The 12,404-nt window shown below is 62.7% G+C and carries 10 protein-coding genes; 5 read left to right on the forward strand and 5 right to left on the reverse strand.

Annotation, left to right across the window (positions count from 1 at the left end):
- The first annotated feature begins 53 nt into the window (after positions 1-53).
- From LCF59_RS14285 to LCF59_RS14295, 3 genes are all read left to right on the forward strand, one after another.
- A complete protein-coding gene (locus LCF59_RS14285; protein WP_292288288.1) occupies positions 54-785 on the forward strand; it encodes a 4'-phosphopantetheinyl transferase in 732 nt (243 codons plus the stop codon).
- A gap of 108 nt (positions 786-893) precedes the next feature.
- Positions 894-3,878: an error-prone DNA polymerase gene (locus LCF59_RS14290; protein WP_292288289.1), complete on the forward strand. Its 2,985-nt coding sequence runs from the start codon at positions 894-896 to the stop codon at positions 3,876-3,878.
- A gap of 49 nt (positions 3,879-3,927) precedes the next feature.
- A complete protein-coding gene (locus LCF59_RS14295) occupies positions 3,928-4,272 on the forward strand; it encodes an antibiotic biosynthesis monooxygenase (RefSeq protein ID WP_292288290.1) in 345 nt (114 codons plus the stop codon).
- Between the two features lie 147 nt (positions 4,273-4,419).
- On the opposite strand, the gene LCF59_RS14300 is transcribed toward LCF59_RS14295, so the two are convergent.
- The 3 genes from LCF59_RS14300 to smpB form a co-directional block, all read right to left on the reverse strand.
- Positions 4,420-5,604 (reverse strand): amino acid aminotransferase, encoded by a 1,185-nt coding sequence (locus LCF59_RS14300; RefSeq protein ID WP_292288291.1) that lies wholly within the window; start codon positions 5,602-5,604, stop codon positions 4,420-4,422.
- Positions 5,604-6,461: a 3-mercaptopyruvate sulfurtransferase gene (gene sseA / locus LCF59_RS14305; RefSeq protein WP_292288292.1), complete on the reverse strand. Its 858-nt coding sequence runs from the start codon at positions 6,459-6,461 to the stop codon at positions 5,604-5,606. Before sseA ends, LCF59_RS14300 begins: the two co-directional genes overlap by 1 nt.
- A 220-nt stretch (positions 6,462-6,681) precedes the next feature.
- A complete protein-coding gene (gene smpB / locus LCF59_RS14310) occupies positions 6,682-7,155 on the reverse strand; it encodes an SsrA-binding protein SmpB (RefSeq protein WP_292288293.1) in 474 nt (157 codons plus the stop codon).
- A gap of 467 nt (positions 7,156-7,622) precedes the next feature.
- Here smpB and LCF59_RS14315 point away from each other — a divergent pair, with 467 nt between their 5' ends.
- Entirely contained in the window at positions 7,623-9,008 is a 1,386-nt protein-coding gene (locus LCF59_RS14315; RefSeq protein ID WP_292288294.1) for a cytochrome ubiquinol oxidase subunit I, read from the forward strand.
- A gap of 4 nt (positions 9,009-9,012) precedes the next feature.
- Positions 9,013-10,023, forward strand: a complete 1,011-nt coding sequence (locus LCF59_RS14320) for a cytochrome d ubiquinol oxidase subunit II (protein ID WP_292288295.1) — start codon at positions 9,013-9,015, stop codon at positions 10,021-10,023.
- On the opposite strand, the gene LCF59_RS14325 is transcribed toward LCF59_RS14320, so the two are convergent.
- The gene (locus LCF59_RS14325; RefSeq protein WP_292288296.1) at positions 10,010-10,747 is read right to left on the reverse strand and encodes a metallophosphoesterase family protein; all 738 of its coding nucleotides are present in this window, start codon (positions 10,745-10,747) and stop codon (positions 10,010-10,012) included. The genes LCF59_RS14320 and LCF59_RS14325 overlap by 14 nt on opposite strands.
- A 47-nt stretch (positions 10,748-10,794) precedes the next feature.
- Complete coding sequence (serA, locus tag LCF59_RS14330; RefSeq protein ID WP_292288297.1) at positions 10,795-12,390, reverse strand: phosphoglycerate dehydrogenase; 1,596 nt, start codon at positions 12,388-12,390, stop codon at positions 10,795-10,797.
- Positions 12,391-12,404: the final 14 nt, after the last annotated feature.

The raw sequence follows: 12,404 nt of genomic DNA on the forward strand, positions 1-12,404 counted from the left end.
GCACGGGCGTTTTTCCTTGACCGAAGGCGCCTGTGCGCCGATGTCAAACAGCCATGACCCAGAGCCTCCTGTCAGACCTGCAGACCCGCGCCCAAGGCTTCCTGTCGGACCTGCGGACCGAGGACAGCGGCCTCCCCGACACCGTGCTCGTCACGGCTGCGTATCGCGACACCGCCTTCACGCCAGAGCTCTTCAGAGCCCTCGACATCCCCCTGCCGGACAGGCTGCACCGAGCCGTGGACAAACGCCGGGCCGAATACTTGGCCGGCCGGGCAATGACCCTGGCGGCCATGGCGCTGCTCGGCCACGCGCCCACACCGGTCTCCAACGCAGCCAGCCGCGCACCGGTCTGGCCCGCAGGCCTCACGGGGTCGATCAGCCACGCGCGTGGGCGCTGCGCCTGCCTTCTGTCACGCAACACGGAACAGACCTGCGGCGTCGACACCGAGGCCATGGCGTCGGGCCGCAGCCTCGCGGCGATCCTCTCCGAAACCCTGAGCCCCGAGGAACGCGAGACGATCACCAAGGGCGCGTTTCCTGTCGCCACGAATGCCACGCTCGCCTTTTCCGCCAAAGAGGCGCTGTTCAAGGCGCTCTATCCCCGCGTCAACCGGCATTTCGGCTTCGACGCTGCCACATTGCGCAGCCCGCCAGACGCGCGCAGCCTGACGCTGACCCTCGCAACCAACCTGACCGAAGCTCTCGGCGCCGGCCAGAGCTTCACGCTCAGGCACAGCCAGACCGACACCCATGTGCTCACATGGCTGGTCACGCCCGCGTCCTGATCTTCTTCTCTTTCCAAATATGCCAACGCCTCCCGATCCACCGGGAAAGACGCTCGATCCGACTCGAATCACTGGAACTGGAACAAAGAAAGAACATAAAAGAACGACATGTTTGCAGAGCTGTCGATCACCTCCAACTTCACCTTCCTCACCGGGGCGTCCCATCCCGAGGAATACATGGATCGCGCCGCCACGCTGGGCCTCTCGGCCATCGCCATCACCGACACCAACTCGGTGGCCGGCATCGTCCGCGCCTGGTCCGAAGCCAAACAGATCACCCGCCTGATCCGCGAACGTACCACGCTCGAAGCAAAGAACGGCCCGATCGGCCCACCCGTGCCCGATCACATCGATCACGCACGGTCACAGGCACTCACCCATGTGCCGCGCCTGATCCCCGGTGCGCGCATCGTCACCGACACCGGCTTCACCGTCACGGCGCTGGCTGCCACGCGGCAAGGCTGGGCGCAGCTCTGCCGCCTGCTCACCACCGGCCGCCGCCGCGCGCCCAAGGGCGACTGCCACCTCACGCTCGACGACCTGTTGCACTGTTCGCACGGCCTGCACTGGCTCCTGCACCCGCCGACACATGTCCCGACAGTCACGGACGGCGCGGGCGCATGGCACACACAGGCGCAGCAGCTGTCGCGCCGCTTTGCCGGGCAGACCCATCTCGTCCTCAGCCCGCGCTACGACGGGCAGGACAGGCCCCGTTTCGACCGCCTTGCAGGGCTGGCCCAGGATCTGAACCTGCCCACCCTCGCCTCGGCCACCCCGATCATGCACCACGGTCGCCGCCGCAAGCTGGCCGATGTGGTCACCGCGATCCGCCAGGGCTGCCGCGTTGATGAATTGGGCACCAAGGCGCTGGCCAATGGCGAACACCGCCTGCGCTCGGATGCCGAGATGCGCCGCCTGCTCGGCCCCCATGCCGAGGCCGTCACCCGCGCCGCCCAGCTCGCCGAAACCTGCCAGTTCGACCTCGGCCAGCTACGCTACGAATACCCCAGCGAAATCACCGCACAGGAAACCGCGACCCAACGCCTCGCGCGCCTGGCACAGGAAGGCCTGCATTGGCGCTATCCCCACGGCGCCCCCGACAAGGTGAAAACCCTGCTCAGCCATGAGCTCACCCTGATCGGAAAATTGAACTATGAACCCTATTTCCTCACCGTGCGCGACATCGTCGCCTTTGCGCGGGAACGCGGTATCCTCTGCCAGGGGCGCGGCTCCGCCGCCAACTCGGTGGTCTGCTACTGCCTCGGCGTCACCTCCGTCTCGCCCGAGATCGGCACCATGGTGTTCGAGCGCTTTGTCTCCGAAGCGCGGGACGAGCCCCCCGACATCGACGTCGATTTCGAACATGAACGCCGCGAAGAGGTGATCCAGCACATCTATGACCGCTACGGCCGCCACCGCGCGGGGCTCTGCGCCACCGTGATCCACTATCGCGGCAAACGCGCCATCCGCGAAGTCGGCGGCGCCATGGGCCTCAGCCAGGACACCATCGGCGCGCTGTCCTCGCAACTCTGGGGCTTCTTCTCGACCAACGGCCTCGAAGACCAGCGCATGCGCGAAATCGGCCTCGACCCCGACGATCACCGCCTGAAACTGACGATGGAACTGATCTTCGAGATCATCGGCTTCCCCCGCCACCTCTCCCAGCATGTCGGCGGCTTCGTCATCACCGAAGGCCGGCTCGACGAACTGGTCCCGATCGAAAACGCCACGATGGCGGATCGCACCGTCATCTGCTGGGACAAGGACGATATAGACGCGCTCGGCATCCTCAAGGTCGATGTGCTGGCGCTCGGCATGCTGTCGTGCATCCGCAAGGCCTTCGACCTGATGCAGCTCCATCACAGCCAGACCTACAACCTCGCCACCCTGCCGCCCGAAGACCCGGGCGTCTACGACATGCTCTGCAAGGCCGACAGCATCGGCGTCTTCCAGGTCGAATCCCGCGCCCAGATGAACTTCCTGCCCCGCATGAAACCGCGTACCTTCTACGACCTGGTGATCGAGGTCGCGATCATCCGCCCCGGCCCGATCCAGGGCGACATGGTTCACCCCTATATCCGACGCCGCAACGGCGAAGAGGCGGTCAGCTTTCCGTCAGATGAGTTGGGCGCGGTGCTGGGCAAGACCCTCGGCGTGCCGCTCTTTCAGGAACAGGCGATGCAGATCGCCATCGTCGGCGCGGGCTTCAGCCCCGAACAGGCCGACCGCCTGCGCCGCTCGCTGGCCACCTTCAAGAAACACGGCAACGTGTCAGAGTTCCGCACGCTTTTCCTGCGCGGCATGCGCAACAAGGGCTATGACGAAGATTTCGCCGAACGCTGTTTCTCGCAAATCGAAGGTTTCGGATCCTACGGCTTTCCCGAAAGCCACGCCGCCAGCTTTGCCCTGCTGGTCTATGCCAGCGCCTGGATCAAGCATCACCACCCCGGCATCTTCGCCTGCGCGCTGCTCAACGCGCAGCCCATGGGCTTCTATGCCCCCGCCCAGATCATCCGCGACGCCCGCGAACATGGTGTCACCGTCCTGCCCGTCTGCATCAATGCCAGCTTCTGGGACAACGTGATGGAACCGGACGAGGCAGGCGGCCTCGCCCTGCGCCTCGGCTTCCGGCAGATCAAGGGCATCGCAGAGGAAGACGCCACCTGGATCGCCGCCGGACGCGGCAATGGCTATCAAAGCGTCCGCGACCTCTGGCGCCGCGCGGGCCTTGATCCGGCCACCATCGCGCGCCTCGCCGAGGCCGACACGTTCCACGACCTGCGCCTGTCCCGCCGACAGGCGCTGTGGGACGCCAAGGCACTGACAACCCGCACGACCCTGCCGCTCTTCGAGGGTGATATCGACGGCGAAGCCATTTCGGAACCGGCAGCCCTGCTGCCGCAGATGACCGAAGGCGAACAGGTGGTCGAAGACTACGTCGCCCTGCGCCTGACCCTGCGCCGCCACCCGGTGGCGCTGCTGCGTCACATCCTGACACCGGATCCCTCCCGACCGGGCAAACCATACGTCTCAAACGGCAAACCGTACAAACCGCCGATGCCCCTGCCGTTCACGCGCGCGAACCCCGATTGACAGCCCCGCATTCTGCGGGGATCAGTGGCACCAAAAAAGGGAGCCAGACATGATCGCCATCATCTTCGAACTCATGCCCGCCGAAGGCCAGAAAGACGCTTATCTCGACATCGCGGCCACGATGCGCCCGATGGTGAAAGACATAGACGGCTTCATCTCGGTCGAACGGTTCCAGAGCCTGACCAACCCCGAAAAACTCCTGTCGATCAGCTTTTTCGAAGACGAGGACGCCGTCCTGCGCTGGCGCAAACTGGCCGCGCACCGAAATGCCCAATCCAGGGGCCGCGCCGGTATCTTCTCGGACTACCGCCTGCGGGTCTGCCACGTGATGCGCGACTACGGCATGTTCGACCGGGATCAAGCACCAGAGGACAGCGTCAAGGCGCACGGCTAGCTGCTTCTTCTCTTTGCAAATATGCAAACACGGCGTTGCAAATCGCGCACCGCCTGATGACGCGTCACCGCCACAAGGGGCCCCGAGGACAAAGCCGAAGGCTGCGGACGAGACACGCAGAATGGGCGCCCGCAGGCGCCCATACATTCAAATCCCGACGTCGATCATCGCCTTGGCGAGAACGGGGACGGACTCCGCGTTGAGACCGGCAATATTCAACCGCGAATCGCCGACAAGATAAATCGCGTGATCCTCTCGCAGTTTTTCGACCTGCTGCGGTGTCGCTCCGAGCCGCGAGAACATGCCGCGATGCTGGGCGATAAAGCCAAAGCGATCCGACCCCGACAGGCGCTGCAATTCCGCCGCCAATTGTTCGCGCAGCGCCAGCATGCCGGTGCGCATCTCTTCCAGTTCTTTCGCCCAGTCCGCGCGCAAGGCGTCATCGCTCAGAACCATCGTCACCAATCGCGCACCGTGGTCCGGCGGGAAGGAAAAATTCTGCCGGTTCAGATAGGCCAATGTCCCCTGATTCAGCTTTTGCGCAGAGGCGTTCTGCGACACCACCATCAAGATCCCGGTCCGCTCGCGGTAGATACCGAAGTTCTTCGAACAACTCGCCGCGATGATCGTCTCCGGCACCGAGGACGCGATCAGTCGCGTCGCGCCGGCGTCTTCGTCCAGACCATCCCCAAAGCCCTGATAGGCGATATCGACCATCGGTGTCGCACCGGTCTTGAGCAGCAGATCGACCAGCGCGCGCCATTCGGTCATGTTCAGGTTCGCACCCGTCGGGTTGTGGCAGCAGCCATGCACCAGCACAATGTCGCCGGGCCCGGCTTGGGCCAGATCCTCCATCATGCCGTCGAAATCGACACCACGGCTGTCATCGTCAAAATAGCGGTAGGGCACCATTTCCATGCCCATGTGCTTGAGGATCGACAGGTGGTTCGGCCATGTCGGATCGCTGACGAACACCCGCGCCTCGGGGTTTGCCATGCGGACAAGATCAAAGCCTTGCCGCACGGCGCCGGTGCCACCCGGCGTGGCCGCGGCGGCGACATTGGCGCGCGGCACCGCATCATCAAGAACCATCGCCACCATGGCATCGCCAAAGGCCGGATCGCCCGCAAGCCCGGTATAGGCCTTCGTCGTCTCGGCCTGCCAAAGCTGCTGCTCGGCCTGTTTGACCCCGCGCATGATCGGCGTGTTGCCGGACGCGTCCTTGTAGACGCCGACGCCGAGGTCGATCTTGCCGTCGCGCGGATCGTCGCGATAGGCTTGCACCAGGGCCAGGATCTTGTCTGCGGGTTGTTCTTTCAACGTCTCGAACATCAGGTGTCTCCAGTAGAAACGGGCACGGTGGGAAACATTCCCCATTCCGACCATGACCCGTCGTAAAGCGAAAAATCATCCTTGCCCATGCGCGCCATTGCCAGCGACAGGATCGCCGCCGTGACGCCAGAACCGCATGTGGTGATCGCCGGTTTCGACAGGTCCACGCCTGCCGCCTCGAAAATCGCGCGGGTGTCCTGGGGCGATTTCATCGTTTGGTCATCGTTCAAAAGGCTGGCGTAATGCACGTTCTTCGAGCCGGGAATATGCCCGGCGCGCATGCCTGGACGGGGTTCGGGATCTTCCCCGCGAAACCGTCCGGCCGAGCGCGCGTCGATGATCTCGTGATCGCGCAGCTTGGACGCCGCGGACACTTGCGTGACATCACGCACAAGATGCGCCTGCCGCCGGACCGTCATATGCCGATCGCGGATCAGCGGCGCCATGTCCTCGACGGCACGGCCCTCGGCCACCCATTTGGGAAACCCGCCATCCAGCACCGCAACATCACTGTGGCCCATCAGTTTGAACAGCCACCACACGCGGGCAGCGGAAAACAGGCCGGCCCCGTCATAGACCACCACCTGGTGCCCGTCGCCGACCCCCATGGCCCGCATCCGCGACATGAATTTTTCCACCGGAGGCGCCATATGGGGCAGATCCGACCGGCTGTCTGCAACATCGTCGATGTCGAAAAACCGGGCGCCGGGGATATGTGCCTTTTCGTATTCGGCTTTCGCATCCCGGCCCGCATCGGGCAGATAATACGATCCATCCAGGATACGCAGATCGGGGTCGCGCATATGCGCCGCAAGCCAATCGGTCGAAACCAGCGTTTTCGGATCGTCCTTTGCCATGACCATTCCCGCAATTGCCAATAATGGTTCTGCATAGAACCCGGCGCCGCGCGGTGCAAGACATTGCCCGTCTCAACAGATGTCGCGCCGGACCTTGCCCGATCCCGTTGCCGGCGGTCAAAGTGATCGGACCACCCTGATGGAAGACCGTCGCATTGCACCGGCGGCGACGCCTTGGGCCGGCCCCGGGAGCGGGCGGAAAGGCGTCCTGTCCTTCCCGTCAGCCCGCGTTCTTCAACAGCCGCTGCTTCTGACGGCCCCAATCGCGCTTGGCCGCGGTTTCGCGCTTGTCGTGGTTTTTTTTCCCCTTGGCGATCCCGATCTTCATCTTCGCGATGCCCTTGTGGTTGAAGTACAGAACCAGCGGAACAAGCGTCATGCCCTTGCGCTGTGTTTCGTTCCAAAGTTTCGACAATTCCTTGCGCGACACCAAGAGCTTGCGCCTGCGCCGTTCCTCGTGCGGGAACATGGCGCGGTTGTAGGGTGCGATATAGGAATTGACGAGCCACAGCTCCCCGTTTTCAACGGCGGCATAACATTCGGTGATATTGGCGCTGTTCTCGCGCAGCGATTTCACCTCAGAGCCCTGTAGCACGATCCCGACCTCCAGATCGTCCTCAATGGCATAGTCGAACCGGGCCCGCCGGTTTTCGGCGATCACCTTGTAATTCGGGTTGTCCTTCGGCTTTGCCATCGCTGCGGTCTCCTTTGGCCCGCGAGAGCTGTGGATATAGGATATCACAGGCAGTTTGAAACCGGTTTCCCGCCGGCTTGCAACACGATGGGCGGTCCTGACGGCCAGTTCCAGCGCATCCGGACAGCCCGCGCGTCGCTCTTTCAAACCCTTGCGGTGTCAAAGCCGGCACCGGCGAGCCTGCGAAGACAGCCACGACATGCATCGGCCTGATCGTCCGTTGAATGAAACCATCGCCCTGCAAACGGGTGATGTATCTGCGCAGCAGGACCCCACACTCCAGCATACGCAAGGTTCCGCAACCAAACAGGCGTTCTGGAAAACCATGCATCGACCGGCAGCGTCGTTGGAAGCTGCGACAGTCTGCCCTGCGATCCGGCTGTGCAATCCTGTCGCAGAGACGGTGAAACCTGACTCCGCAAACTATCTTTACAATATCAGTAAAGTTTCCTGACGGAGTGGCAATCATGGACACGCTCATTCTCTCGCGCATGCAGTTCGGTGCGAATATCTCGTTTCACATCCTGTTTCCGACCATCACCATCGCGCTGGGGTGGGTGCTCCTTTTCTTTCGCCTGCGCCTTGCGGGGACAGGTGATCAGAAATGGGCCGATGCCTATCGCTTCTGGGTCAAGGTCTTCGCGCTCAGCTTTGCGATGGGCGTGGTGTCGGGCATCACCATGTCGTTCCAGTTCGGCACCAACTGGCCGGGCTTCATGGAAAGCGTCGGCAACATCGCGGGACCGCTGCTGGCCTACGAGGTGATGACCGCCTTCTTCCTCGAAGCGGTGTTCCTCGGCATCATGCTCTTCGGGATGTCCAAAGTGCCCGGCTGGCTGCACACGCTGTCGACCTTCCTCGTGGCTTTCGGCACGACGATGTCGGCCTTCTGGATCCTCGTCCTGAATAGCTGGATGCACACGCCTGCCGGGTTCGAGATGCGCGACGGCGTGGCCTTTGCGACCGATTGGTGGGCGATCATCTTCAATCCGTCGATGCCCTACCGGCTGGTGCACATGCTGCTGGCCTCTGGTCTGACCGTGGCGTTCCTGCTGACGGGTCTGAGCGCCTTCCGCTGGCTGATCGGGGACCGGTCGAACGGTGTGCAGGCGACCCTCAAGACCGGGGTGATCATCGGTGCCGTGCTGATCCCGCTGCAAATCCTGGCCGGAGATTTCCACGGGCTCAATACGCTGGAACATCAGCCGCAAAAGGTGGCCGCGATGGAAGGCAACTGGGATACCGGGCCAAACACGCCGCTGGTCCTGTTCGGCATCCCGGACGAGCAAACGCGCTCGACCGATTTCGAAATCAGCATTCCGAACGGCGCGTCGCTGATCCTGAAGCACTCGGCCGACGGGGTGGTACCGGGCCTCAATGACTTTATCGCCGAAGATGGCACGGTGCAGCATCCGCCCGTCGCGCCGGTGTTCTTCAGCTTCCGCATCATGGTGGCGACCGGCATGGCGATGCTGCTGCTGAGCTGGACTGCCGTGGTCTTCATGGCGCGCAAGCGGCGCGGGATCGAGGGCCTGCCCAGGCCGCTCTTGTGGGCGATGGTGCCGATGGCGGTCTCGGGCTGGATCGCCACGCTCGCGGGCTGGTACACCACCGAGATCGGCCGCCAGCCGTGGCTGGTGCAGGGCGTGCTGACAACCGAAGCGGCGGTCGCCGATGTACCCGCGCCGATGGTCGCCTCGACGCTGATCGTCTACCTGTCGATCTACGCCGCCCTGCTTGCCGCCTATGTCGGCGTGCTGTTCTACCTCGCCCGCAAGGCAACCATGGGAGAGCCGGCCGGCCCGACATTCCACGTTGCCCAAGAGGCGCAAGTCACCGTCGCAGCGGAGTAATACCATGTATCTGTTCGGAGATCCCGCCACATGGCTGCCCTTGGCCTTTGCCACATTGATGGGCCTGTCCATCCTGATCTACGTTGTCCTTGACGGCTTCGATCTGGGGGTCGGCGTTTTGTTCCCCTTCGCCGACAAAGACGAAAAAGACCGCATGATCGCCTCGATCGGCCCCTTCTGGGACGCCAATGAAACATGGCTGGTCTTGGCCATCGGCATATTGCTGGTGGCCTTTCCCACCGCGCATGGCACCATCCTGACCGCGCTTTACCTGCCCGTTGCCGTCATGCTGATCGGCCTGATCCTGCGCGGCGTGTCGTTCGAATTCCGGGTCAAGGCCCCGGTCCATCACAAGACCGCCTGGGACCGGGCCTTTTACGTCGGGTCGATGATGACCTCGCTCAGCCAGGGCTACATGCTGGGCATGTATATCATGGGCCTGGAAATGACCGCGTTCACGCTGGCGTTTTCTGCTCTCACAGCCGTGTTCCTTACCGTCGCCTACAGCTTTATCGGGGCCACCTGGCTGATCCTGAAAACCGAAGGCGCATTGCAACGCAAGGCAGTGCGCTGGTCGAAAGGCGGTATCTGGGGCGTTGTCCTTGGCCTTGGCGCGATATCGATCGCGTCCCCCCTGGTCAGCCAACGCATCTTCGACAAATGGTTCTCGGTGCCCGAGTTCTTTTTGCTGATGCCGCTTCCCCTGATGTCAGCCGCGCTTGTCGTGCTGCTCTGGATGGCCCTGCGCCGTTTGCCCACCCGCGACGACAGTTGGGCGTGGTTTCCGTTTTCGGCGACCATCGTGCTCTTCGTGCTGGGATTTTTCGGGATGGCCTATTCGTTCTACCCGTTCATCGTGCCGGACCAGCTTACCATTTACGAAGCGGCAAGCGCCCCGGAAAGCCTGTTCATCATCCTGATCGGGACCTGTTTCGTGCTTCCGATGATCCTGGGGTACACCGCGTTGGCCTATACGGTGTTCCGCGGCAAGGCGACCGCGCTCAGCTACGATTAGGGATGCGCTGACGGCCTTGTGCCGTCAGTCGGAACACCTCGTTCCCATCGAACACCGCGACGGTCAAAGGCCGCCCATAGCCCGCCCCGGTATCGAGGTTGACCCGGTTGTGATAGCGCTCGGGCGCATCGACGGGCGTGTGCCCATGCACCACCACCGCGCCATGATCGCGGCGGTCCTTGTGAAACTCCTGACGAATCCAGAGCAGGTCCTGTTCCTCCTGCCGGTCCAAAGACACGCCCGGCCGGATCCCGGCGTGAACAAAGAACAAGTCACCCTCGTGGTGGGACGTCTCCAGGCCACGCAGAAACGCCTTGTGCGCCTCCGGCATGGCCGCGCGCACCTGTTCGGCAAGGAGACCCTGGCGTATCCGCTCGGGCGGGTAGATGTCGTAGGACGCCAGCGTTTCGATCCCTCCGATCGCCGGATGCAACCAGTGATACCCCACCAGAAGACACGGATCGGTGCGCGGCCCGTCCGGATGGATGAACCATTCGAACAAGCGATCGTGATTGCCCTTGAGACACACCCAATTCCGCCCGGCATCAAGCCCGCCCGCCAACAGCTCGATGACGCTGCGGCTGTCCGGGCCGCGGTCGACATAATCACCCAGAAACACAACCCGCGCATCCGGGCCACCATCAGCCAGGACCCAGTCCAGCCGCTCTTCCAGCATGGATGCCTGGCCGTGGATGTCTCCGAATGCGTAAAGAGCGCGTGTCATACGCGCTCTTTCGCAGGGATATCGTCAAGGTTCAATCACGCGCCCCGTCAGGCCACATCGAATTGCAGCGGCTTGACCTGCCGGAACATACCGGTCTCGTGCAGCTTGGCGACAACATCCGCCGGCACCGGTTCATCAACGTAAAGCAGCGCAATGGCTTCACCCTTTGAGGCGGACCGGCCAAGCGTGAAGTTCGCGATATTGACGCTGTTCTCGCCCATGGTCGTGCCCAGGGTGCCGATGATTCCCGGCATGTCCTCGTTGGTCGTATAGACCATATGCGCGCCGATCTCGGCGTCGATATTGATGCCCTTGATCTGGATGAACCGCGGTTTGCCATCGCTGAACACCGTGCCCGCGATCGAGCGTTCGCGCTTGTCGGTCACCACCGTCAGCTTGACATAGCCTTCAAACGCCCCGGATTGCGCTTGGTTGGTCGTGCTGATCTTGATGCCCCGGTCCTTGGCGATCAACGGCGCGCTGACCATGTTCACGTCCGGATTCACCGGCTTCATGATGCCCGCGATCGCCGAACAGTTCAGCGCATCGAGGTTCATCTCGGACACCGACCCATCGTAAAGGATGTTGATCGCCTTGATCGGCTCATCGGTCATCTGGCCGATAAAGCTACCCAGATGATCGGCCAGCTTGATCCACGGCCCCATGATCTTGGCCTCCTCGGCGGTCACCGACGGCATGTTGAGCGCGTTTTCAACCGCGCCGGTCAGCAGGTAATTCGACATCTGCTCGGCCACTTGCAGGGCCACGTTTTCCTGCGCCTCCGACGTGGCGGCCCCCAGGTGCGGGGTGCAGACCACGTTGGGCAGGTTGAACAGCGGATTGTCCGTGGCGGGTTCTTCTTCGAACACGTCAAACCCGGCCCCGGCAACATGGCCGGATTTCAGCAGCTCCGCGACAGCCGCCTCATCCACCAGACCGCCGCGCGCGCAGTTGATGATCCGCACCCCTTTCTTGGTCTTGGCAAGGTTTTCGGCCGACAGGATGTTGCGGGTCTGATCGGTCAGCGGCACATGCAGGGTGATGAAATCTGCGCGCTTGAGCAGATCGTCGAGTTCGACTTTCTCGACCTGCATCTTCTCGGCCTTCTCGGCGCTCAGGAAAGGGTCATAGGCAACGACCTTCATCTTGAGCCCGCGGGCACGGTCACAGACAATCCCGCCAATGTTGCCGGCCCCGATCACGCCCAGCGTCTTGCCGGTCAGCTCGGCCCCCATGAATTTGGACTTTTCCCATTTGCCAGCATGGGTCGAAGCCGACGCCTCGGGGATCTGCCGTGCCACCGCGAACATCATCGCGATGGCGTGTTCCGCAGTGGTGATCATGTTGCCAAAAGGCGTGTTCATGACGATCACGCCCTTCTTGGAGGCGGCGTCCTTGTCGACATTGTCGGTGCCGATCCCGGCACGGCCAATCACCTTGAGATTGGTCGCGTTCTCGAGAATTTTCGGCGTCACCTTCGTGGCCGAGCGAATCGCAAGGCCGTCATACTGGCCGATCACCTCGGCCAGCTTGTCCTTGTCCTTGCCCAGATCGGGCTGGAAATCCACGTCGATGCCGCGATCCTTGAAGATCTGCACGGCGGCGTCGGAGAGTTTGTCGGAAATGAGTACACGGGGGGCCATATCATTGGTCCTTT

The sequence above is a fragment of the Marivita sp. genome (genome assembly GCF_020055675.1).
Taxonomy (GTDB): domain Bacteria; phylum Pseudomonadota; class Alphaproteobacteria; order Rhodobacterales; family Rhodobacteraceae; genus Marivita.